The 24664-nt window shown below is 41.7% G+C and carries 21 protein-coding genes and 1 riboswitch; of the genes, 4 read left to right on the top strand and 17 right to left on the bottom strand.

The genetic code is table 11. The annotated features are described in order from the left end of the window. The first annotated feature begins 217 nt into the window (after positions 1–217). Positions 218–535 carry a hypothetical protein gene (locus tag EAX61_RS13800; protein ID WP_121918292.1) on the top strand — a complete coding sequence of 106 codons (318 nt, stop codon included), beginning with the start codon at positions 218–220 and terminating at the stop codon, positions 533–535. Between the two features lie 2 nt (positions 536–537). On the opposite strand, the gene EAX61_RS13795 is transcribed toward EAX61_RS13800, so the two are convergent. The 9 genes from EAX61_RS13795 to EAX61_RS13760 form a co-directional block, all read right to left on the bottom strand. Then, on the bottom strand, positions 538–1347 hold the full coding sequence (locus tag EAX61_RS13795; RefSeq protein WP_121918291.1) for a head GIN domain-containing protein: 810 nt from the start codon (positions 1345–1347) through the stop codon (positions 538–540). Then, positions 1344–2420: an acyloxyacyl hydrolase gene (locus EAX61_RS13790; protein ID WP_236642051.1), complete on the bottom strand. Its 1077-nt coding sequence runs from the start codon at positions 2418–2420 to the stop codon at positions 1344–1346. The genes EAX61_RS13795 and EAX61_RS13790 overlap by 4 nt, the downstream gene beginning before the upstream one ends. A 47-nt stretch (positions 2421–2467) precedes the next feature. Then, positions 2468–3430: a methylenetetrahydrofolate reductase [NAD(P)H] gene (gene metF, locus EAX61_RS13785; RefSeq protein ID WP_121918296.1), complete on the bottom strand. Its 963-nt coding sequence runs from the start codon at positions 3428–3430 to the stop codon at positions 2468–2470. Between the two features lie 289 nt (positions 3431–3719). Beyond that, the gene (gene metH, locus EAX61_RS13780; RefSeq protein ID WP_121918290.1) at positions 3720–6521 is read right to left on the bottom strand and encodes a methionine synthase; all 2802 of its coding nucleotides are present in this window, start codon (positions 6519–6521) and stop codon (positions 3720–3722) included. Next, a complete protein-coding gene (locus EAX61_RS13775; protein ID WP_121918289.1) occupies positions 6521–7519 on the bottom strand; it encodes a homocysteine S-methyltransferase family protein in 999 nt (332 codons plus the stop codon). The genes metH and EAX61_RS13775 overlap by 1 nt, the downstream gene beginning before the upstream one ends. Before the next feature lie 74 nt (positions 7520–7593). Continuing rightward, positions 7594–8760 carry a trans-sulfuration enzyme family protein gene (locus tag EAX61_RS13770; RefSeq protein WP_121918288.1) on the bottom strand — a complete coding sequence of 389 codons (1167 nt, stop codon included), beginning with the start codon at positions 8758–8760 and terminating at the stop codon, positions 7594–7596. A gap of 216 nt (positions 8761–8976) precedes the next feature. Then, positions 8977–10116, bottom strand: a complete 1140-nt coding sequence (locus tag EAX61_RS16590; RefSeq protein ID WP_201739466.1) for a homoserine dehydrogenase family protein — start codon at positions 10114–10116, stop codon at positions 8977–8979. Next, positions 10104–11081 (bottom strand): alpha/beta fold hydrolase, encoded by a 978-nt coding sequence (locus tag EAX61_RS16585; protein WP_201739465.1) that lies wholly within the window; start codon positions 11079–11081, stop codon positions 10104–10106. The genes EAX61_RS16590 and EAX61_RS16585 overlap by 13 nt, the downstream gene beginning before the upstream one ends. A gap of 204 nt (positions 11082–11285) precedes the next feature. Continuing rightward, positions 11286–12578: an O-acetylhomoserine aminocarboxypropyltransferase/cysteine synthase family protein gene (locus EAX61_RS13760; protein WP_121918287.1), complete on the bottom strand. Its 1293-nt coding sequence runs from the start codon at positions 12576–12578 to the stop codon at positions 11286–11288. Between the two features lie 169 nt (positions 12579–12747). Continuing rightward, positions 12748–12869: riboswitch (SAM riboswitch) on the bottom strand. A 477-nt stretch (positions 12870–13346) separates the two neighbouring features. Between EAX61_RS13760 and metK the strand changes: the two genes are divergently transcribed. After that, on the top strand, positions 13347–14600 hold the full coding sequence (gene metK / locus EAX61_RS13755; protein ID WP_121918295.1) for a methionine adenosyltransferase: 1254 nt from the start codon (positions 13347–13349) through the stop codon (positions 14598–14600). A 140-nt stretch (positions 14601–14740) separates the two neighbouring features. On the opposite strand, the gene EAX61_RS13750 is transcribed toward metK, so the two are convergent. The 6 genes from EAX61_RS13750 to EAX61_RS13725 form a co-directional block, all read right to left on the bottom strand. Beyond that, positions 14741–15283, bottom strand: coding sequence for a CIA30 family protein (locus tag EAX61_RS13750; RefSeq protein WP_121918286.1), 543 nt, complete (start codon positions 15281–15283; stop codon positions 14741–14743). A 119-nt stretch (positions 15284–15402) separates the two neighbouring features. Continuing rightward, entirely contained in the window at positions 15403–16029 is a 627-nt protein-coding gene (locus EAX61_RS13745; protein ID WP_121918285.1) for a TMEM175 family protein, read from the bottom strand. 104 nt (positions 16030–16133) lie between these two features. Beyond that, positions 16134–18899 carry a TonB-dependent receptor gene (locus EAX61_RS13740; protein ID WP_236642050.1) on the bottom strand — a complete coding sequence of 922 codons (2766 nt, stop codon included), beginning with the start codon at positions 18897–18899 and terminating at the stop codon, positions 16134–16136. 200 nt (positions 18900–19099) lie between these two features. Further along, entirely contained in the window at positions 19100–19996 is an 897-nt protein-coding gene (locus tag EAX61_RS13735) for a GLPGLI family protein (RefSeq protein ID WP_121918284.1), read from the bottom strand. An 88-nt stretch (positions 19997–20084) separates the two neighbouring features. After that, positions 20085–20909: a GLPGLI family protein gene (locus EAX61_RS13730; RefSeq protein WP_121918283.1), complete on the bottom strand. Its 825-nt coding sequence runs from the start codon at positions 20907–20909 to the stop codon at positions 20085–20087. 15 nt (positions 20910–20924) lie between these two features. After that, the gene (locus tag EAX61_RS13725; RefSeq protein WP_121918282.1) at positions 20925–21407 is read right to left on the bottom strand and encodes a hypothetical protein; all 483 of its coding nucleotides are present in this window, start codon (positions 21405–21407) and stop codon (positions 20925–20927) included. A gap of 132 nt (positions 21408–21539) precedes the next feature. On the opposite strand from EAX61_RS13725, the gene EAX61_RS13720 reads away from it, so the two are divergent. Together EAX61_RS13720 and EAX61_RS13715 are read left to right on the top strand one after the other, a co-directional pair. Next, positions 21540–23180, top strand: a complete 1641-nt coding sequence (locus tag EAX61_RS13720; RefSeq protein WP_121918281.1) for a sensor histidine kinase — start codon at positions 21540–21542, stop codon at positions 23178–23180. Then, positions 23173–23868 carry a response regulator transcription factor gene (locus EAX61_RS13715; protein WP_121918280.1) on the top strand — a complete coding sequence of 232 codons (696 nt, stop codon included), beginning with the start codon at positions 23173–23175 and terminating at the stop codon, positions 23866–23868. Before EAX61_RS13720 ends, EAX61_RS13715 begins: the two co-directional genes overlap by 8 nt. 135 nt (positions 23869–24003) lie before the next feature. Here EAX61_RS13715 and EAX61_RS16580 read toward each other — a convergent pair whose 3' ends face one another. Together EAX61_RS16580 and EAX61_RS13710 are read right to left on the bottom strand one after the other, a co-directional pair. Next, positions 24004–24180 carry a hypothetical protein gene (locus EAX61_RS16580; RefSeq protein ID WP_201739464.1) on the bottom strand — a complete coding sequence of 59 codons (177 nt, stop codon included), beginning with the start codon at positions 24178–24180 and terminating at the stop codon, positions 24004–24006. A 62-nt stretch (positions 24181–24242) separates the two neighbouring features. After that, entirely contained in the window at positions 24243–24635 is a 393-nt protein-coding gene (locus EAX61_RS13710) for a group III truncated hemoglobin (protein WP_121918279.1), read from the bottom strand. Positions 24636–24664: the final 29 nt, after the last annotated feature.

The following is a 24664-nucleotide window of genomic DNA, read 5'->3' as shown; positions in this document are numbered from 1 at the left end:
GCATCAACAAAACAAACTAAGTAGAAAACAGTACAAATCAAAAAAGCTTAACGATGCTAGAATCGTTAAGCTTTAAATATTAATTTTAATCCTTTAATAATCTGTATCGGTTATTTAGGACTAGACAAATGGACAAGCAAGATTTCTCTATCAGGATCGTTTGATATTTAAGAAAAAAAAAAACTTCTAGAATTGTCTTTGACAAAGCGTACTATTAATGAAAACAAGGTCAATTAACAAAATTTCTAACCGAATACTAGGAATATTACTTTTGATCTTTCTTCTAATCTGTTTCCTTAAAGATTTCTCCCAGAAAGAAGTTGAAATTTTTCATTACGTAGCAATATCTCTCTTCATCTTGCTGTACTCGGCAATCCCCTTTTATTTGATATTCCTAGGATTTGCCATTTATGACGCTCTTAAAAGAATATTCAAAATCAATGCATTAGAATTTGCACTCACCCTGGCACTATATATTATGTTTGGACTTGTAGTACTACTTGATCCATTCAACAAAATGGCAGATTTCCTCTAAAACTACTCAAAAATCAACCTACCCCGCTCCAATTCCTGAACGTCAACCGTTTCAGGGCGATTCTTTGCAATTACGTTGCCATTGCTTCGTATCTCGCCAGTAATGCTTGTGATGGGGTTTACAATCATCACATTACTCCCACGATGAAAAATACGCAGGTTATCCACAAGCACTCCCGCGCCTTCATAACGACCGGAGCCGGCATAAAAACCTATCAATGCATTTTCCGCCCTGCCAGAGATGTAAAAATTACTAATGTTGTTTGAGATGACTTCAAAGCTGGTCACATCCAGTTCCATTCTAAATTCACCTACGCTGTACCGTGCATTTTCGTTAAGATCACTTACCAGGATAAGGCTGTCATAGGCAAGGACTCCATCACTTACTACTTCGTATTGTGACGCATTCCGTATTCTTGTGATATTTGGAGCCGTAACTCGAATGGTCGTTGGCGCACTTTCCCTCAGGAGATCACAGCGGTTTTGGTCTGCAAGAAAGAGCGTTCCATTTTTTACCGTTACGGCAACATCATCAATATACGATTCTGGAGCTTCCACGGTGATGGCTTGTGGTCCTTGAGAAAGTATAAGCGACACATTTTCGCCTACTATAATTTGTTCAAAATCGGGTACCGTAACTTCTCTTTCGGCAATAGCGGTGGTGTCGTCAAAACATAACCCAGCATCCCCGCTGTCACAGGCTGAAAGTACAAGAAGTAAAGGTGCGACAACAACAGCGATTATGGGACGAGAGAACATTTTCACGAAAGTGAAATTATCACAAGTTCCTATATCTCCCAGTCTACTTCTCATAATCGGTACCCTATTCCAAATTCTATAGCTTCGGCTTTTGCAGCGTGTGCTTTTACGGCAATACTGCCATAAATATGATCGCCAAAATAACGTTTTAACCCCAATCTATTATAAAAACGGTTCTCAAACGGCACCGGATAATATACATAATACCCCGCCTGCACAAATGCGGCCACTTGACTAATGCGCAATTCATAGCCCACAAAAAGCCCGATGCGACTCGCAGACTCATCTCCCGTCAATCCATCTTCTGGAAAGGCAACGCTCCTGTAGCGCACAAATTCCTTTATAGATTGCGACCAGAACCACTCCGCTCCCACCTGAAAAACGCTCTTATAACTCCACCGTTTGTCTGCATATACCTGTAATCCAAACAGCGGATTGCGCCCCCGTCCAATCACTGAAGTTTCGTTTGCCCCGCCGTGCAACTGCACACTAAAGTGCCACGGCTCCTCATAACTCCCCAGTGTGACCATTTGAGGCACATAGTTCGTCTCACGATCAGAATAATTTATTCCCAGCCCGAAGGAGAGGACGTTTGTACTCGTATTTGGTGCTCTCAGTTTACCGTTAGAATAATGGGCAAGATACACACCTGCCTCCACCCCAAAATTACCTAAAAGACGTTCCTTGCGATACGTCAGGCTCCCTGTGATAGCGCTCATAAGATGACTGCCATAGGCAACATTTCTAAAATTAGTTTCGGCATCATAGGGATTTGTATTGTAGGCAATCCCGCCTCCCATACTCGCCACAAGATTTCTGTTAAGAAAGTAAAAGTTGAAGTGCCCCAGCAAGCTGTAGTTCTTTCCAAGCTCAGGATTTCCCATATCTTGATAAAAGGCTGTAACGCCCCAATCGGGATAATTATAGCGCTGTTGCCACTCCTTCTCCCCTGTCGTCTTGCGATTGTAACGCAACCGTAAGCCCGTAGTTCTTTCTTGAATAAGATGACCTATATCTGGATTGTGTTCCAGAATAGTACCATTGAGATAGGCCACATCCCAAGAGGAAAAATTGGTTTTTGGTTCGCTTTGCGCGAAAACAGCCGAAGCCACAAAAAAGGTAAGCAATAATAAAAGAATCGGCTTTTGCACGATGCTAAAATAACAATACGCTTTTAAAAAACCGCCTCGGCAATCTGCCGAATGTTATCGCTCTTTCCCATTGAGTAATAATGCAATACAGGAACACCCGCAGCCTTAAGTTCCTTGCTTTGCTGTATGCACCATTCTATCCCAACCTGTCGCACAGCGTCTGGAGTTTTACAATTTACCACCTCCATCACCAGCGCATCAGGAACATCTACACTAAACCGTTGCGGAATCATATTGAGCTGCTTTTTAGTCGCCAGTGGTTTTAATCCCGGGATTATAGGCTTTGTGATTCCTGCCGCTCGGCATTTCTCTACAAAGTCAAAATATTTCTGGTTGTCAAAAAACATCTGTGTCACCACATAACAAGCTCCTGCCTCTAGTTTTTTCTTAAGAAAATGAATGTCACTCTCCATACTCGGAGCTTCAAGATGTTTCTCTGGATATCCCGCTACCCCGATGCAAAAGTCCGTTTGTGATGAGTTGAGCAGGTCTTCATCCAGATACTTCCCGTGATTTAAATCAATGATTTGTTCTACTAAATCTTGGGCATATACATTTCCATTTTTATTGGGTTTGAAATAGGTCTCGCTCTTTACCGCATCCCCACGCAGAGCCATCACATTTTCAATACCCAGAAAATCCATATCGATAAGAAAATTTTCTGTGTCTTCCTTTGAAAATCCCCCACACAGCACGTGCGGTACTGCATCTACATCATACTTATTCTGTATCGCCGCACAAATTCCTACTGTCCCAGGACGCTTGCGCACCACTTTCTTTTCCAGCAATCCATCTTCACGTTCCTTATAAATGTATTCCTCACGATGATACGTCACATCTATAAAAGGAGGATTAAACTCCATAAGCGGATCTATATTCTTAAAAATCGTATCTATATTTTGTCCTTTAAGGGGTGGCAAAATCTCAAACGAAAATTCTGTTTTATGAGCTTCTACAGCTTTGGATATATGGTCTCTTACTTTCATAAATACTGCCCGCAAGGCGGGATTTTTGTCATTTCTGCAAATCTGCCTGCCGGCAGGCAGGGGAGGAAATCTCATCCTGCTTTCGCAATTCTTTTTATTAGTTCCATTTCGGAGGTTTCGATACAATTTTTATGTTCGCCTATCGGCAGACATAAAAACCACTCAACCACCTCACTTCAGTCTTTATATTTTTAAATTAATCTAACAATCAAAGGTGGTTGAGTGGTTTTTCAAAACGCAGGAAGCGTTGTGAAAAATTGTATCGAAACCTCCGACAATCGCCGACTCATCAATCCGCGATATTAGGCGTTAGCCATTTTTCCGCTTTCGCGAAAGCGATACCTTTTCTATCTGCATAATCCTTAACCTGGTCTTCCTTTATTTTTCCCAACCCAAAATACCGCGCTTCGGGGTGAGCAAAATAATACCCACTCACCGATGCCGCTGGCCACATCGCCAAACTCTCGGTGAGCTCAACCCCAATAGAATCTTTCACTCCAAGCAACTCCCAAATAGTTTCCTTCTCCAAATGATCTGGACAAGCGGGATAACCCGGAGCAGGACGAATTCCTCGGTACTTTTCTTTGATTAAATCGGCGTTAGCTAGGTCCTCTTGATTGGCATAGCCCCAGTGTTTTAATCGTACTTCTCTGTGCAAATATTCAGCAAACGCCTCGGCTAGTCTGTCTGCTAAAGCCTTGAGCATAATAGAACTATAGTCATCCAGCGCTTCTTCAAACTCCTTTGCTTTCTCAGCCGTGCCAAAACCTGTGGTGACACAAAAGGCGCCTATATAGTCTTGGAGTCCGCTTTCTTTTGGAGCGATGAAGTCGGAAAGGGCGATGTTGGGTTTGCCGGTGGCTTTTCTAGATTGTTGTCTTAGTGTGCGGAAGCAGAGCGTGTTCCCCCTCCGAACAGCGAAGCTGTCCACCTCCCCCGTACCGGGCTGAGGAGCCTTTTTAAATTCAACCTCTATGTCATCTTCATCATGTGAATTTGCCTCAAAGAGACCGAAGGTAGCCTTGGCGGTGAGCCAACGTTCATCAAAGATTTGATTGAGCATTGTTTGTGCATCTGCAAAAAGTTCGGCGGCTTGTGTGCCTACGACTTCATCCGTCAAAATATCTGGATAACGCCCGTGCAAGTCCCAACTTCTGAAAAAGGGTGACCAATCGATAAATGACTCCAGTTTCTTTAAATCAAAATCTTCGATGACTTGGATGCCGAGTTCGTTGGGCTTGACAATATCTTCAGCTTTGAACCCGATCTTTAATTTATTTGCTCTCGCTTCCTCTATGGTGAGAAATTCTTTGATGCGCTGGCGGGAATTAAAGCTTTCGCGAAAGCGTGCATATTCTTCTTTTAAGTCTTGTTTAAACTTGGATGCCTCGCCTGTTTCAATGGTCAAGTCGTTATTCGAAGAGTTTGCCACGCTTCGCTCGCAAGAGGTATCTTTTTCTTTTTGAAGTAACTTACCCACAATTGTCACCGCTCGACTGGCGTCGTTTACGTGTACCACCGCATTCTCATATTGCGGATCAATTTTTACGGCTGTGTGCGCCTTGCTCGTGGTCGCCCCGCCAATTAATATTGGGAGTTTTATGTTGAGACGCTGAAGTTCTTTTGCGAGATAGACCATCTCGTCTAGACTTGGTGTAATTAATCCGCTCAGGCCGATGATGTCTACATTTTCTGCGATTGCAGTTTCTATGATTTTCTCAGGCGGCACCATCACCCCAAGGTCGATGATTTCATAATTATTGCACGCCAGAACTACCGAGACGATGTTCTTTCCGATGTCGTGTACGTCGCCCTTAACGGTGGCCATTAAAACCTTTCCAGCCCTTTGGCTTGCACCAGAAGTTCCATTCTTTATTTTTTCTTCTTCGATGAAAGGAAGTAGATACGCCACCGCTTTTTTCATCACTCGTGCACTTTTTACCACTTGTGGTAAAAACATTTTTCCACTCCCAAAGAGGTCGCCCACTACATTCATTCCGGTCATTAAGTGACCTTCAATCACTTTGATAGGTGCATCAACCGATAGTCGCGCTTCTTCTACATCTTCTATGATATACTTATCGATGCCTTTAACCAATGCTCTTGTGATTCTGCTTTGGATATTTTCTTCTCGCCAGGCTTCGGTGACTTTTTCAGTAGTTTCTTTTTGACCTACGGACTCTGCAAAATCCAATAGGCGTTCTGTTGCGTCCTCTCTTCTGTTCAAGATGACGTCTTCTACCCGCTCTAATAAATCCTTTGGAATATCATCATATACTTCGAGCATAGCAGGATTTACGATACCGATGTTCATTCCTGCTTTAATCGCGTGATACAGAAATACGGAGTGCATCGCTTCCCGAACGGCATTATTTCCGCGGAAGCTGAAAGAAACATTACTCACACCACCACTCACACTGCAATGCGGTAGATTTTCTCGCACCCATCGCGTACCTTCTATAAAATCAATCGCATTTAATTTATGCTCATCCATTCCCGTGGCGACAGGGAAGATATTTAAATCGAAAATGATGTCCTCTGGCGGGAAGTTCACTTCGTTAACTAGAATGTTATAACTGCGCTCGGCAATTTCGATTCTGCGGTCGTAGGTATCTGCCTGACCCACTTCGTCAAAGGCCATTACAATCACGGCCGCGCCGTATCGCTTTATTTTTTTGGCTTGCTCCTTAAACTGAGCTTCGCCCTCTTTAAGGCTTATGGAGTTTACCACACATTTACCTTGTACGACTTGCAGTCCCGCCTCAATGATTTCCCATTTGGAACTGTCTATCATTATGGGCACACGGGAAATGTCTGGTTCTGCGATAACAAGGTTTAGGAATTTGACCATTGCCTCCTTACCGTCTATCAAGCCATCATCCATATTAATATCGATGATTTGTGCTCCGTTTTCTACTTGGTCGCGGGCAACGTCTAGGGCTTCGTCGTATTTTTCTTCTTTGATAAGCCGTAGGAACTTGCGCGAACCCGCCACATTTGTGCGCTCCCCTACGTTTATAAAATTACTCTCGGGAGTAATTATTAATGGCTCTAAACCTGAAAGGCGCATATATTTTGGGGTATCGCTCATTATAAGGAAATAGGTCTTGGGGTTACACCTTCGGCTATTTGAGCGATGGCTTTGATATGTTCTGGCGTCGTGCCACAACAACCGCCTATGATATTCACAAGATTTTTATCGATGTATTTTTGAATTTGTGACGCCATTTGCTCGGGCGTCTCGTCATACTCTCCAAAAGCATTGGGCAATCCCGCATTTGGATGTGCAGAAATTCCAAACCTAGTTTTACCCGCAATCGCTTCAAGATGCGGTTGCAGTTGGCTCGCACCAAGCGCACAATTAAACCCAACCGACAACAGCGGAATATGTGAGATAGAAATCAAAAACGCCTCTGCGGTTTGTCCAGAAAGCGTTCGCCCCGAAGCATCCGTTATTGTACCGCTTACCATCACGGGAAGATCTGAGTTGCGTTCTTCTTTTACTTCTTCAATAGCAAAAAGGCAGGCCTTTGCATTCAACGTGTCAAATACGGTTTCCACCAGTAAAATATCCACACCACCGTCCATCAAAGCTTCGACTTGTTGTTTATAGGCAACGCGTAATTCGTCAAAACTTACCGCTCGAAATCCAGGGTCGTTTACATCTGGCGACATACTTGCTGTCTTGTTTGTCGGGCCGATACTTCCCGCTACAAATCTAGGTTTATGGGGTTCTTTTTTTGTGAACTCGGTGGCGACATCTTTGGCAATTTTCGCGGAAGCGTAATTCAAATCATACACATACTCCTCCATCTCATAATCTGCCATTGCAATTGTCGTACTCGAAAAAGTATTTGTCTCCACAATGTCTGCTCCCGCCTCAAAATACTTACGGTGCACCTCAGCAATCGCCTCGGGCTGGGTGAGTGACAACATATCGTTATTTCCTTTTACAGACAAGTGAAAATTCTTAAAACGCTCGCCACGGAAATCTTCTTCGTTAAAATTATATGCCTGCAACATCGTACCCATTGCACCGTCGAGGATGAGGATTCTTTCTTGTAGGGCTTGTTTTAGTTTGTTTATCATAATTTAGTTTTGGCTGGGGTGACTAAACCTCACCCCCAGCCCCTCTCCTGAAAGAGAGGGTAGCCATTAATCAGCTATGTTTTATTTAAGGCTTGGATTATGTCGTTTTTGATGTCCTCTATATGCTCTAGGCCTATCGAAATCCGAATTAACCCGTCAGAAATACCTACTTCCGCACGTTCTTGAGCGGTGAGTTTTCCGTGGGTGGTACTGGCCGGGTGGCTCACGATGGTTCTGGTATCGCCCAGGTTTGCGGTGAGGCTACACATCTGGATGGCGTTCAAAAAATTGCGGCCGCTTTCTAGACCTCCTTTTATCTCGATAGTCACGATATTTCCGCCTTGAGACATTTGTTTTCTAGCCAGCTCATATTGCGGATGGGAAGATAAAAAGGGATAGCGAACTTTTAAAATTTTAGGGTGATATTCAAGGACTAGAGCGAGATTTTTAGCATTTTCGCAATGGCGGTCTACTCTTACTGCTAAAGTCTCAAGGCTCTTAGAAATCGTCCACGCATTGTACGGCGATAGCGCAGGCCCGGTTACTCTGGCAAATCGATATATTTGGTCTATCAATTCCTCATTTCCCACCGTGATACCACCCATCACGCGACCTTGACCGTCCAACAATTTGGTTGCCGAATGTATGACCAAATCGGCGCCAAATTTTATGGGTTGCTGTAAATATGGGGTTGCAAAACAATTATCTACAATGAATATGAGATTATGCTTTCGCGAAAGGGCACCCAGCAACTCTAAATCGGCAATATCTGTAGCAGGATTAGTCGGGCTTTCTACGTAGAGGATTTTTGTTTTGGGGGTGATAAAATCTTCTATTTCCTCAGGTTTTGTAACGTCAAAATAGCTGTGAGAGATATTCCACTTCGGGAAAAAATTGGTAAAAAGCGTATGCGTATTCCCAAAAATCGCCCTCGCCGAAAGTACGTGGTCGCCATTATCTAACAAAGAAGCAAAGGTGCTGAAAATGGCACTCATTCCCGTTGCAAAAGTCGTTCCTGCCTGTGCACCTTCTAGTAAACACATTTTTTCAACCAGCTCTGCGCAATTGGGGTTTGTATACCGGCTGTAAATATTACGCTGTTTCTCCTCTGCAAAACTGGCGCGCATCTCCTCTGCATCATCAAAGACGAAGCTAGACGTGAGGTACACCGGCGCCGAGTGCTCTTGGTGGGCAGAACGCTGGGTTTGGGTGCGGATGGCTTGGGTTTCGGGGTGATTCATTTACTTATTTTACGCTATTGTGTTGTTTTATTATTTTCAATTCGGAGGTTTCGATACAATTCTTTTAAAATGCTCATCGCATTTCAAAAGAACCACTCAACCACCTCAGACTGTGAGGTCATTCAAAATATTAAATTAGGAATCTAAGGTGGTTGAGTGATTTTTCATATCGCCAGAGGCGATATGAAAAATTGTATCGAAACCTCCGACTCCATCTCAATTTACCGACTGCGCTACCTTTAAAATATCTCCCAAAACTCCTCTTGCAGTTACCGCTTTGCCCGCTCCAGCGCCTTGAATGACTAGGGGCTGATCGCCGTAAGATTCTGTGTAAATTTCAAAAACGGCATCGGCGCCTTGGGTCTGGCCTAGGGCGGTGGTTTTTGATTCTTGTACGAGTTTTACCTCTAATTTTTGCGTTTTTAGATCGAGTTCGCCTACGTGGCGGAGGACTTCATCTGCGCCCAGTTTAGACTTATTTTCTGCGAAAATGGCGTCTAGGGTTTTTACGCTTTCGCGAAATTGTGGGAGCGTGGTTTGTCCGTTCAATTCTTTGGGCACTAAGGACTGGACTTTTACATCTGTAAATTCTTTTGTAAGACCTACTTCTCTTCCTAATATCAACAGCTTGCGCGCGACGTCTTTACCTGAGAGGTCTTCGCGCGCATCTGGTTCTGTGAGGCCTAGGGCATCTGCTTCTAGTAGGATTTCTGAAAAGCTTTTTTCTTCTACCGAAAACGTATTGAACAAATAGCTCAAAGAACCTGAAAATACGCCTCGTATTTTGTGTATTTCTTCCCCGCTGTTGTGCAGGTTTTTGATAGTCTCTATAATGGGTAATCCTGCACCTACATTGGTTTCGTATAAGAATTTCTTGTTATTGAGTTCTAACGCAACTCTCAACTCTTGATAAAATTCAAAAGAAAGCGTATTTGCGATTTTATTTGCCGTTACGATGTGGAAACCGTTTTCAATGAGCGGGATGTAATTTTCTACAAATTCTGGGCTTGCTGTTACGTCTACGGCGAGAAAAACCTCACCCCCAGCCCCTCTCCTAGGAGGAGAGGGTGGCTCTGCATCTGTATTAAAATCATTAAATTCTTTACTTCTAGATTGCCCTCTTATTTTTTTCGCAAAAGCGTACACATCATCCAGACTATAGGGATACGCTTGTGACTCAAAGTTTGCGCTCCAGCCTTCGGTGGCGTTTTCTTGAAAAAGGGCTAGGGTTGAATTTGCGATGCAAAACACGTTAAGGTTTTGCGTTTTAGACTTTTTGTTATAATCGGCGATTTGTTTTATGAGGGTGCTCCCCACATTACCGATGCCAAAAATGGCGATGTTTATTTGTGACATAATTGTTTTTGAAAAATGGGTGCGACAATTTTCTCGAGCTGTTCATACTCAATCAAAAAGGCGTCGTGACCGTGAATACTGGTAATCTCGTGGTAGGTTGAATTCTTTTTTAGTTTCTGTAATTCGAGATGCGCTTCATAAATTTCATCTGCCAGAAAAAGGCCGTCGGTATCTATGGACACCAGATGAATTTGTGCTGTAATATTGCGCACAACCTCATTAAATGTGGTCACTCCAGCAGTAATATCTGCACTTAATAATAAGTGGTTCATTAGTTTATACGAGGATAAAGAAAAACGTTCTTCTAGTCTGTTGCCGTGATGATTGAGCCACGATTGCACATTGTATAAGGTGTCATCCTTTTTAGACCGTTCAAACTTTTGTTTAAATGAGGCCGGCGTGCGATAAAAAGTCATCGCGTGCCTGCGCGCATCTGGAATAGGCCTTAGCGAATTATTCAACAGATTATCCTGAATGTGACATTGTGCAATCACCCAGTCTGTAGCCTTCCAGTCGGTCGCCACGGGAATGAGATGCTCGATGAGCTTAGATTGCTGTACGGCCAGCTCCCAAGCTATCTGACCTCCCAACGAACCGCCTATTACGGCAAACAGTTTCTCAATTTTCAATTCCTGAATAACCGCAAACTGCGTACGAGCGATATCTGAATTATTGAATTGCTTATAATTTCTAATGAGATTGCTCGCATTCCCATCGTATCCATTACCCGGAATATCAATGGCGAGAATCGTAAAACAATCCGTATCAATAGCCTTTCCTTTGCCTATCAAATCACTCCACCAGCCGTTATCTCCCGTAACCGCAGAGTTACCCGTAAGCGCGTGATTTACCAAAACCACAGGTGCTGTACCCAGCACTTGACCAAAAAGTTGATACGTCAAGTTTAAGTGACAGGTGTAACCCGTGTGGGTTTGGAAGTTTTTTATGTGGTGGGTTTGTAACAAGATTTGAGATTTTAGATTTTAGACTTGAGATTTGTGCGTTTTAATTCGGAGGTTTCGATACTATTTTTAAGGGCGCGCTCTGCGCCCTTAAAAATCACTCAACCACCTTTATGAGTACTTTTTTTCGACAATTTGAAATAATTGAAAAACCTAAGGTGGTTGAGTGTCCCGACGTAAAGTCGGGATGTATCGAAACCTCCGACATTACACTAATACACTCTTATCCACCTTGGCAAAAGCTTCTACCAAATCTTCTTTCAAATCCTCAATATCCTCAAGACCTACACTCAGGCGTATCAAGTCTGCGGTTACGCCTGTACTTGCTTGCTCCTCCACATTTAATTGTTGGTGCGTGGTACTAGCTGGGTGGATGATGAGGGACTTGCTGTCTCCTATATTTGCAAGTAGCGAGAATAAATTAGTCTCGTTTGCAATGGTTTTTGCACTTTCAAAACCTCCTTTTACTCCGAAGGTTACGATACCGCTCTGACCCTTTGGCAAATATTGTTTTGCAAGGTCGTTGTACTCGCTGGTCTCTAATCCTGGGTAGTTTACCCACGCCACTTCGTTGCGGGTTTGTAACCATTTTGCAAGCGCAAGTGCATTTTCAGAATGTTTCTTCACTCTGATATCTAGCGTTTCTAGTCCTTGTAAAATTTGGAATGCATTAAACGGACTCAACGCTGCCCCGTGGTCGCGCAGGCCTTCAATTCTTACTTTGGCGATGAATGATGCTTCTTTAATTACGTCCCAATACACAAGTCCGTGGTATCCGGCAGATGGCTCTGTAAATTCTGGAAATTTGCCGTTACTCCAATCAAACTTTCCTGCATCTATGATGACACCACCTAAGGCGGTTCCGTTACCGTTTATGTATTTGGTAAGTGAGTGGATAACGATATCTGCGCCGTGCTCGATTGGGTTTAATAATGCTGGGGTTGCTACTGTGTTGTCTACTATTAATGGGACTTTGTGCGCTTTCGCGAAAGCGGAAATACCTTTTAAATCCAGTACATCCAACTTAGGATTACCGAGTGACTCTGCAAAGAAAGCTCGCGTGTTTTCCTGTGCGGCCTTCTGAAAATTTTCTGGATCCGACGGATCTACAAATGTGGTCGTAATGCCGAAACGTGGAAGCGTCACACTTAGTAAATTATATGTCCCACCATACAAACTACTGGATGCCACGATATGGTCGCCAGACTTTAATAAGGTGAGCAGCGCGGTGTTAATAGCCGCTGTTCCCGAAGCGGTAACGACTGCTGCAAGACCGCCCTCGATTTCGGTGAGGCGCTTTTCCAAAACGTCATTTGTCGGGTTGTTGAGACGGGTGTAAATAAAGCCTGGCTCAGACAGGTTAAAAAGGTTTGCAGCGTGGTCTGCATCTTTAAAGACGTAGGCCGTACTCTGGTAAATAGGCACCGCTCGGGTTCCTCCGTTTGCTGCATAATCGTGTCCTGCGTGCAACGCTTTGGTTGCTAATTTTTGTGTACTCATTTTTCTCTTTTTTGAGTTTAATAAATTCCCAATCACTTCATGTGAATGGATTAAAAACAAAAGCCAAATAATCAATCTCCGCCTTCGACTACGCTCAGGCATCGATGGATGATTGAAAGAAAAATATTATAAGAAAAACACTAGCGCACATCCATGGGATGCTTGCTCGATGTTATCTATCCTCAAGTTTCGGTAATGAGCGATTCTTGGGTAGAATGTAGCACCTTCTTCCTAAGTGAAAGGGTTGCTAAGGCTTCACAGGGTCATTCCCTCAGCCTTTCTTGATAACATTTAATCTTGTAACAAGTTCGCTTTTTATAAATACGGCTTTAACGTATCGCGAGAATGTTACTGTCATTGAACTTTGTGAGCACAAATATTGTAAAATAAAATTTTAGAAAACAAACTTTTTAGAATATTTTTCTAATTTTTACCCTTACAACCTATTACTGGCAACAATTATACTACTCATCCAATATTTGACTTTAAAATGTTCTGTTGTTGCAATTGATAGTCTTTTGAAAATGGGTTGCCTTACATGGCGCTTTGTTAAAATCCTACTCATTTACTAGACTACTACTTTTTATAGTTCTGAAAGATTACCTACATTTGCCCACAGAAACCGAGGATAGATTTGACTGCTTGCAACCTCTTTAAAAAATGCCTAAAATCGAGCATTGTACAGAAAATGATATTCTGTGTAATTTTCTTGAGGCGCCTCCGTCAAATCTTCTTCCAGATAATAATCAAGAATTAAAACCATACATAATGGCATACTTATTTACTTCAGAATCTGTTTCTGAAGGACACCCAGATAAAGTTGCAGACCAGATTTCTGATGCGCTTATAGATAATTTTCTCGCTTTTGATCCTGAGGCCAAAGTAGCTTGTGAAACGCTTGTTACTACAGGTCAAGTTGTTCTTGCTGGAGAAGTTAACTCCAATGCGTATCTAGATGTGCAGAAAATTGCTCGCCAGACTATAAACAAGATAGGCTATACAAAGAGCGAATATATGTTTGATGGTAATTCGTGCGGTGTCCTTTCTGCCATACACGAGCAGTCTGACGATATTAATCGTGGCGTAGACCGTGCGACTAAGGAAGAGCAAGGCGCAGGAGACCAGGGAATGATGTTTGGCTATGCCACAAAGGAAACGGATAATTATATGCCACTTGCTCTTGAGCTTTCACATAGATTGCTCATTGAGTTAGGGAATCTCCGTCGCGAAAATGACGAAATCACATATCTCCGTCCAGATGCAAAAGCGCAAGTAACTATAGAATACAGTGATGATAATGTACCGCAACGCATTGAAGCGATCGTAGTATCGACACAGCACGACGACTTTGACGAAGATGAGGCAATGCTAGGTCGTATACGCGGGGACATACAGGATATTTTGATTCCGCGTGTGGTGGCTGGACTACCCGAAGAGATTGCTCAGTTGTTCAATGACAATATAAAATATCATATTAATCCAACAGGGAAATTCGTCATCGGTGGTCCGCACGGAGATACAGGACTTACGGGACGTAAGATTATCGTAGATACTTATGGTGGCAAGGGTGCTCACGGCGGAGGTGCATTCTCAGGAAAAGACCCTTCTAAAGTTGATCGCTCTGCAGCTTATGCTACGCGTCACATTGCGAAGAATCTTGTTGCCGCTGGAGTCGCAGATGAGATTCTCGTACAGGTTTCGTATGCTATTGGCGTTGTAGAGCCTATGGGAATTTTTGTAGACACCTATGGAACTGCTAAAGTAAACTTAACCGACGGCGAGATTGCAAAGAAGGTGACGGCATTATTTGATATGCGTCCATCTGCGATTGAGAGTAGATTAAAATTACGCACACCTATGTATAGCGAGACAGCAGCTTACGGACATATGGGACGTGTGAATGAGACGGTGACGAAGACTTTTGAGTACTTTGACGGCACGACCAAGGAGGTAGAAGTCGAACTGTTTACTTGGGAGAAGTTAGATTATGTGGAAAAGGTGAAAAGTGCTTTTTCATTATAGATATAAAAGAAAAGAATATAGATCACAGACTTGATCTTTCAAATAAGAAAATGCCGAGCAAAAGCTCGGCATTTTATTTTTATAATGTAGAATTGGGTAGCAGATACTATTTCTACTTACGTCGGGATATTCGGATAATTTTACTCAAAAACAATCTTATCCACCTCTATTTCAAAGTCCGTTGGGGCTTTGGTGTTTGAGATTAATCCCAGTCGGATGATTTTAGATAAATCTTCTGTATTAGGATTCTCATTTATTGTATTACCTAAACGATAGGTGCCAAAGTCCGCAAGATTACAGGTTATGGTTTTCCACTCGCCGTTTGTTATCGGGAGATTAGTTTTGTATTGTGGTCGCCAGAACTGGCGATACTTGTTCAACGTTAATCCAAAATCTTGACCAGTAGATCGATATCTTACTGTAACGGTTTTGTACTCAGATAAATCATAATTCTGATATGGTGTACGGAGTGACGCAAAACCACCATTGTTTTCTAGACTTATGCTTCCGCGAAAGATGATACTGGTTTCTGTCTTTTCTACTTTTCCTTCGGAGAGACCTCCCATTACTCCATCTAGCACCACGAACCAATCGTCGCAATTATCGCAGGAGGTTCCAAAATCAAAACTGAGAGAAGTATTCATTATGGGCAGGGCGATTAAGAGGGCTAAGAAATATTTCATAGCTTTTCTTTTAAAGGTACAGATATTTATAACCTGAAAAGCGATTTTTATGAATGGGTTAACGCTCCTGCCTGCCGGCAAGGCAGGTTCGCGAAAGCGTAAAAAAAATATTACCTGTCTTAGCTCTGTTCTTGTAATCTCAGCATCTTCTTGAATCTCCTGTCAATCAAGAACTGAAAGACAAAAAGCATTAAAAAAATTATTCTGGAGAAAGATGGCAGAACGAGCGCAAGAACTGAAGCAATAATCCAAATGACCATCACATTTATCCCTCTTGCTCGGTACCAGCGGTATTTTAAGCGGGTGAAGCCTGTTTTTTGTTTCTCAAAGCGATAGACATACCGCAACATCAACAAATTAAATAACCCTATGACAGAAAGATTAATGCAATAGAATATGAAAGGTCCTGCATAGTTAAATCCGTTTACGTACATCGCCGTTGAAAATGGCAATACGACAATAGCCAACAGGAAAAATATATTGAGCCACAGCAATTTACCCGTAACAACACTCACAAAACGCATTATCCTGATGTGACCTATCCAGTAGAGGGCACTCACTAAAAAACTAACGATAAGTCCTATGAAATCTGGTATTCTATTGGTAAGCACATCGTTAAAATCTAAGGTATTCAGCGTTGTGGGAGTAGGTACCGCCACCTCTAAAATAAGGAGCGTCATTACTATACTGAATACGGCATCTGAGAAATTAACTACTCTTGCTTTTTCGTAAGTTTCATTTATCATCCTCCTAAAATAGCATAAAAAACAAAAGCGACCTCAATTTTTTGAAGTCGCTTTTCTGGTTAAGCTTTCGCGAACCTGCCTTGCCGGCAGGCAGGAGTGCTAACCTACAAACTATACTGCACCGTAAACATAACAATTCTAGGTTGTACAAAATACTCTGTGTTTGATATTTGGAAATCATTTACGCTATTATTTGAGATCACGTCCACATCCAAAAGGTTAGTCGCCTGTATGCGAAATTCCCACTTGCTGTCTGGTTTCTGGTAGTACAGGTTTGCCTCTAAGAAAGAATACATATTGTCTATTTCTGTACTGTCATCATTATCGTCGTAGTTATACAAACTCCAGTCTGCGCCTAGCGTAAATCCGTTTAGAAAATTCCACTCGGCATTTGCAAACGGGCGGTGAGTAAAGAACGTTCTGTCTGTCACTCCGTTATCTGAGTTTGTGCTGTTGTAGCGGTATCCTATCTCAAAATTAGGTGCTTCCTTTAAGTTTGTCTCAGCACTTGTGGTGTAGGTTTGAGATAGGTTTTTTGTGTTTCTATCTTCACCGTTAATGATGTTGTTTAAATCGCTGTAACTCCCGTTTGCGCTCAGGTTAAGTTTCCACTTTTTAAAGCGTTTTGAGAAACGTGCGTTCGCACTCAACGTCTCATCTGCAAAGTTTGTGTTGTTTATGGGGCTTGCCACCTGATTAATTCCTACAAAAGTACCCGTGGTCTTAATAGGATCAACGCGTCGACTGTAATTCACACCTCCAAAAAGACTCGTAAAGTTGAACATACTGAAGCTAAAGTAATTGATACTCGCATTATGAAAAATAGCATTCTCAATCTCGCGGTTCCCTCTAAAAAGGCTATTGTAATTGTTGAACAGTAAGCCTTCGGCAAAATTATTTACGTCTGTGTATTGAGCGGTCATTTGGTAATTTACTCTCAGACTTTTACCCTGAGCAAAGTCTACCACGGTAAACAAATCTGGGAGCACCGTTACCTCGCTTTCTTCAGTCGTGGTTCCTAATTGCTCACTTTTGGTTCTATAATTATGTAATGTCAGTCCAGGTGTGAACGTAAAAATTCCTGTTTTAACTTTGTAGTGTAATCCTAAGAACAAATCACTAAAATTAAAAGCAACCTCATTCCCGATGACTGTTCCGTCTTCGGTTTCTTCAAGGTCATCTACTGTTCCATCGGCTAGAATCTCAAAAAGATTTGAATCAAAATCCTGACGGCTCAAGGTTGCGCCTGCCGTAATATTAAGATTGCTCTTTTTATTGAGGATGTAGTAGTAATCTACTTTTGCGTCTAGCTTGTTTGTTTTTATATTCTTGTTTTGATTGATATCAAAAAGTCCGTTTGCCCCAGGCATAAAATCTATGGAACTTATTTGATTCATAGGATTATTAGGATCAGGTGCAGTAAATGGCTCCTCAGATAATATGGCATTATAAAAAGGGTCTTCATCCTGATATAAGTGCTGGAACGTACCCGCAAAAATGTTGTCTTCATTAAGCGTGTAATATAGATTTACATTTTGATTTATAGAGAAAGGTTCATTCTCTTTGCGCTCATCTACCACATCATTCCTTACCACTCCGTCACGGGTAACAATACTCTCTCCATCCGAAAATTCTGTTTGCTTTGATTTTTTTACCAGAAGGTCGTAGTCAAATTGCAGACTCGCATTCGGTTTATATACCGATGATAGTTTTGCCATCCCCAGCTGATTTTGCTGGTCGCTATCTTGATTAAAGCCTTGGGTAAACCCTTGGTTGATAAAGGTATTCAACGAATTATTGACAAAGTTCGTCTTGTTATCACTAAGCAATGCAAAACCGCTAATGTCCCATTTTGGATTTACAGCATAGGTAAAGTTACCAGCCAGAAATCCGCTTTCTATATCATTTGCACGGTCATTTTGAGTGGTTAAAAAACCTAAACCGCTATCGCTCACATTAAATCCAGTCCCACCTCGCTGATTAAAATTCCTGAATCCTCCCGTAAAGTTGAAATAATCCCGAAACGTAAACGGCACCTGACCCACGTTATTAAAGTCTGAAATGATGTTTATACTTCCCTTTGGACTATAGTAAAAGAGTTTTGCCTTGCCCAAATATCTTGTTTTCTCGCCATCGCCTAATCCTCCAGTCACATCGCCAAACCAGAAGTTGGTCTTTCCTTCTTTCAACCTTAAATTGATAGCAACATTGTCTTGGTCATTTCCTAGGCCTCGCATTTGAGAAACTTCGTTGTAATTTTTAAGCACCTCAACTTTTTTTAAGGCATCTGCGGGGATGTTTTTTGTAGCTAGTTTTGTATCGCCGTCAAAGAAATCCTTCCCTTCAATCATTACTTTAGAAACTACTTTTCCCTCTACTTCTATCTGGCCATCATCGTTAACCTCTACTCCTGGGAGTTTTTTAAGAACGTCGCCCAGTTTACGCTCGTTACCGTTTGTAAAACTATCCGTATTGTAGACAATAGTATCACCTCTTACGGTTACTGGCATTTCATACACCAGCTCGACATCGTCTAGCTGGTTGGGGTCATCACGCAAGGTGAAATCTCTCGTGATATCTTCGGCATCTTCTCCTACTGAGATTTCGGTGATTTCGGATTTTAAACCTAGGTAGCTTATTTTTAGGTCGTAGGTATTTCCTTTAGTAAGTTGTAATCTATAACGACCTTCTTGGTCTGTGATACCATAAGATTCTAGGGTTCCTTCGGCTTTGTTTGTGGCAATGATGTTTGCCAGTTCCAGACCTACGCCTAAGCTATCTTTTACAACACCCCTCAGTTCTATACTTTGGGCAATAGTGATGAAAGGCAATGCGAGAAGCATCGCTAGTATAATGTGTGATTTTTTCATTTTTTGATTGGTTTTCCCTCATTTAACATCTCCCCGAAAAGAGGAGTGTTTAAAGGGCTATTTTGAATAATCTATACCTTATAAAGTTACATTCAGCATTTAGTAATGATGCTTTTTGTCTTAGTGTGTTTGCTACCGAAATAAATTCGGGATAAATTTCGCGATGCGCTGAAGGCTCATTTATAAAAAGCGTAATCATATTAAAATCTACGTCCGCCCTGCTGTCCTCTACGACCGCTACTTTGGAAACGCTCTGCCATTTCTTTAGCCTTTTCCTCGACGATGGTTGTGTACTCCTCGCGGGAAACTTCTTTTCCTTTTGAAGGGACATCAATAACAATAGCATCCTTAGGGTTAAGCACTACTTTAGTACACAGCATTGTCGTGTTGTTTGTACTCAGCTCTAAGATAAGTCCTGGCAATCCACCAAACTCGTCTGGGCCGTGACCAACAGGAATCATCGGAGTATACCAGGCAGTAATAGTTTCGGTAGTAGGCTCTTCTTCCTCAACTTCTATCTCATCAGAATTTTCTGCAACTGCAGTTGAGTCCTTTTTTTCTTGTTTTTTCTGAGCATCTCTTGCCATTCTCCCCATACGACTCCACATATTTGCCTCGATAGGACGCTCTGCAACGGCCTTAAATGCTGGGTACTGACCTATCATTTTGCTTTCCTTAGTGAGTTCCCATTGCAACGTACTTACGGTATCTTTTACCAGAAAAGTCTTCCCCATCATATTATTCTCACGGGCATAATCCTTTGTGGTGGCATTTTTATAGATTCCGCCCTGGGTGAAACCTCCACCCCAGCGACCACCGCCTTGTCCGGGCGCCTGAAGCTTTTCTTCTTCCTTGTAGAAGGACTCTTCTTTATTAAATGTGAGCGTAAATTCCTTTTCTAGAAAATTCTTCATGCGCTCTGCAATTTGCTTCTTGCGTTGCTCTGTCATTTGCTCGCCACCGCGGTTAAAACGGGACATATCAAGCGTAGTCTTCGTTTGGTAAGTCGCTACGCCCTCAATTTTCTGTGCGTAGAGCGGGATTGCCATTAAAGCAATAGCAACAATCGTAAAAAATCTTCTTGCGGAAATCGTCATAATATCTTGGTTTAAGTCTCGTCCTATTTGACTATCAAGTTAGTCTACCGTTTAACGGTATGTTACGATTTTAAGATTTTATTATGATTTACCCACCTACCTTAATGGTAAAACTGCTCGTCTCTCCTTTTTTAGAACTTTTGCTCTGGTAGCGCTCCATCATCTCCTGGGCTTTTTTCTCGGAGATTTCGTCATATGCATCCTGTGTCACTTTTTTTCCTTTTGTCGGCGCTTCGATGGTGATTTCTTCTGATGGGTTCAGGACTACTTTTGTACACATCATTGCCATCTTCCCATCATTTACTTCAAGTATTAACCCTGGTAGTCCCCAAAACCTATCTGGACCGTGCCGTACTGGAATATCTAAAGTGTACCAAGCTGTGGTTACACGCTCTTTTTTAACTTCTTCTGCTTGGGCATCTCCACTTGTGAGCGTACTCTCGGTTATTTCCTCCGTGAGCGTAGCCTTAAAACAAGTGTATTGCCCTATGTTTTTTGTCTCTTTCTCAAGCTTCCACTCTGGTTTCTCTAGCGTATCCTCAATTAAAAATAGTTTCCCCATCATATCACTTTGTTGCACGTACTTCTGATCATGTATATTTTGATATAGCTCATCACTATTTCCCGTCATCATAATTTGAATACCTGATGCTGGTGCTTGTGGCGTACTGATGGATTCATTCTCTTTCCAGACCTTCTCCTTAGCATTAAATGTAAGGTCAAATTCTTTTTGAAACTGCTTGCGCAACTGTTCCTGGATGGATTTTTGCATCTCGCTGGTCATCCCGGAGGTGCTGTCCATTTTTATATCTACACTACGCTGGGTTTGGTAGGTGGCGATTCCTTCAATTTTTTGTGAGTACGCTTTCGCGAAAGCGAACATCAAAACAATCAATACTATATTTTTCATCATTTATAAGTTTTAAGATTAGTCTTTTTTTGCATTTTCTAGTTTTTCCTGCAGCTGCTGAAGGCTCACCGCAAGTTCCTTGATTTTTGGGCTTTGCAGAAGAGCAGTTACAAAGTCGGCCATCGTACTACTAAGCTCAGACAAATCTAAGTTTTTTAAATCCTCAATCCCCGCAAGGTCTTCCTTGTCATTTAAAGTAACCGAATATTTTACTTCTGTATGTGAAGTTGGAGAACTATCCGTTCTGTAGGTTTTTGAAAAAACAGTACTTTGAGCCTGTTGCTCCTGCGTACTTTCCAGTTTTTGCATTAAAAGCTGTACTTCTTCTTTAGAAAAGAAAGTATCTTTATTACTATCTAACTTTTGTGCAATAGAAGTTAATGTTTCCTTGAGTTGCTCTACCTGTTCTGGCGACAAGAGGTTCTCATTGATTTTTGCTGGCTCCTGCGCTGTACATATAGATACGGCGAGAGCGATACATAGTGTGATAACTGTTTTCATAATATTTGGTTTTATGTGTTACTAATTTTTTACGCTACAAATATGAAGATGAAAAGTCTGGCACATAGTTAACGAGCGTTAACGAGTGTTAAGCGATTTGGTCACAGTATATTATCCACCTACTTTTGGAATATGCAAGAAAGACATTATAAGACGATCCTTTACTTTATAAGCGCTGTGATTCTCGCAACACTTGTCGTACAGGTTTATTGGAACTATAAAAATTATGAGACTGGAAAGGCGCAACTGGTGCGTGATGTACAGACGAGTATGGACAATGCGGTGACACAATACTACGAGCAACTGGCGGAGGAGAACACGTTGAGTTTTTTTGGTTCGGATAGTGAAATGAATTCTTTTCTAACCTCAGAAAGGTTTGAGCGCCTCGCAAAAAGAATTGATAGTGGTACTGTAGATCTAAAAGGCATCGACCTATCTGGCAGGGCCAAAAATGTAACGTTTCCTGAGCTGGTCAAAAAAGAAAATAGAGAAACTCAAATGGGCTTGAAACGCCTTCATATAGCTATAGACTCCAGTTATACCCAAAAAATAGAAAAACGTTCTAATGAGAATGGCTCAAGTACCACTTATAAAATATATGGCGACAATAAAGAAATTGTAGATAGTCTCTCAAACAGAATAAAGAATAACATAGGCTTTTTCTCGAGAGACTCATTATCTCAAAACGACACTTCATCTTATAAATTTCCAGATCGATTTAAGGCGCTATCCGAACTTACGACGAGTGTAGTGTTCTCCTTTAATGATGATGATGTGGATGAACCCGTGCTAGATAGTCTCATAGGAGCAGAGCTCAACCGTAAAAATCTTGCAGAGACCGATTATGAGATGATTTACAAGAAACCAGATTTAGATAGTATTCCTTCTACCAAAAACTACGCGCTCAAGGTTGCCTCAAACTCGCAACTGCTTCCCGAACGGAGCACACTACTGGTGGGCTTCAATAATGTCGCTGGCGTTGTACTCAAGCGTAATATGGTGGGGATTTTACTTTCTATTCTTCTTGTGGGCGCAGTGATAGCCAGTCTTCTTTACCTCTTAAAAATCATTCAGGAACAAAAACAACTCGCCGAAATCAAAAACGATTTTATAAGCAATATCACCCACGAGTTTAAAACTCCTATTGCGACCATAAGCGCGGCCGTAGAAGGTATCCGAACGTTTAATAAAGAAAATGATCCAAAGAAAACCGAGAAATATCTCGATATGTCTTCAGACCAACTCGTAAAGCTTAATACGATGGTAGAGCGTATTCTTGATACGGCTACGCTAGACAAAGAAGACCTCGCCCTCCAGAAAGCCCCAACAGATATGGTGGAGCTCCTAGAAACCATCGTAAACAAATACAAAAGCCTAAATGCAGATATCCCAATATATTTTATCCCAGGTGGTGAAACTTTAATGACAGAGGTAGATATTTTTCACATAGAAAATGCCTTGGATAATCTAGTAGACAATGCTTATAAGTATGGGAAAGCTCCAATTGAAATTGGCATAAACACCTTGCAAAAAGAACGAGAAGAAGATAAACTTATCATAACTGTAAAAGACGGTGGAAAATCGCTAACCAAAGAGCAAGCGACAATGGTCTTTGAGAAATTTTACCGCGTGCCTAAGGGAAATACGCACGATGTAAAAGGTTTTGGTATCGGTTTATACTACACGAAAACCATCATCGAAAAACACGGCGGAACCATAAAACTGACCACCACGCCACAAACTACATTTACAATCACATTGCCTTATGTCTAAAATAAAACTACTCCTCGCCGAGGATGAGCCAGCACTTGGTCAAATCGTCCAAGAAAGTCTTGAAACTCGTGATTTTGACGTGACGCTTTGTAAAGATGGAGCGCAAGCTTTGGAGAAATTCAACAATGGTGAGTTTGCTATCCTCGTACTCGATGTAATGATGCCAAAAATGGACGGATTTACCCTTGCCAAAAAAATTAGAGAAACAAACGAAGAAATCCCAATCATTTTCCTCACCGCAAAATCCCAAACCGCAGATGTTGTTGAGGGATTCTCCATAGGCGGGAATGATTATATGAAAAAACCTTTTAGCGTTGAGGAGCTTATTGTGAGGATTCATAATTTATTGGGACGCACAAAACTTCAGCGAGAAAGTGAGGTGCTGGAAATAGGAGATTATCGTTTTGACTTTCCTCGGCAGATTTTACGCTTTCGCGAAAGCGGAAACGAATCACAAGAAGAACAAAATCTCACTCACCGCGAGGCACATCTCTTGTTTCACTTAGTCAAAAACAAAAATCAAGTACTCGATCGCTCTCTTATACTCAAAAAGTTATGGGGAGATGATGACTTTTTCTCCGGCCGGAGTATGGATGTTTTTATCACAAAACTCCGCAAGAAATTGAGTAATGACCCGAATGTCTCAATTGTAAATGTGAGAGGCTATGGGTATAAATTGATTTGTTGATTTTTTTTCCGCTTTCGCGAAAAATGACTTAGGACTTAGCGCGCTACGCTTGCTTGACCTAGGACGTAGGACTAAAACTTACTCCTGCGCTTTTCTTCTTTCCAATTCTTGAATGTCTAATAAATTTTTGCGCTTTCACTTCTTCTTCTTGAGAACAAAATTTTCTTTTGGATCAAATTCTGTAGGATGCAATCTTTGTATGGCGATACTTAAATTTAAAAATGCTAGAAAACGCTCAGACGGAGACAACGCAAGAAAAGCTTTCTCTTGCAGTTTGTTACTTTCTTCTTTTGTGGTAAAAGTTACTTCCATAATTTAAAGATAAGGATTCTGCAAAGATGTATTCTCGACAAATACAATGTCATTCTAAATTCTTAACTCATCTTTGGCTTTGCCTCAAAAAGTGACACTAAGAAAAAAGTTCCAATCTTACGAGCACGGAACTTTGCCATTTCGGCGCGTTCTCCTTCGTACAAATCATTTATCGTTTGCACCCAATGGTTGAGCCAGACGCCAAAGTGTTGCTCGTTTATCACATATCCCTCTTCCCTATCGACCCGCTTGTGTTCACGCAACGGATTGCCTTTAAAAATTCTTTTTTGGAATAAATTCCCTTCCCAAAAATCGGTGAGATGCTCAAAGTGTGCTGGCCAGTTCGTCACGTGTTTGTTGAAAATAGGTCCCAGATAGACATCTGCCCGAATCCGACCGTAAAAAGTCGTTACTAATAGGTGGACATCATCACGGGTTTCTATATCGGGCTTCATATCGTAAATATAACATATAAAACGGCGAG

Source organism: Dokdonia sinensis (assembly GCF_003688895.1).
In the GTDB taxonomy this organism is placed as follows: domain Bacteria; phylum Bacteroidota; class Bacteroidia; order Flavobacteriales; family Flavobacteriaceae; genus Dokdonia; species Dokdonia sinensis.
This window is presented reverse-complemented; position numbering and strand designations above follow the sequence as displayed.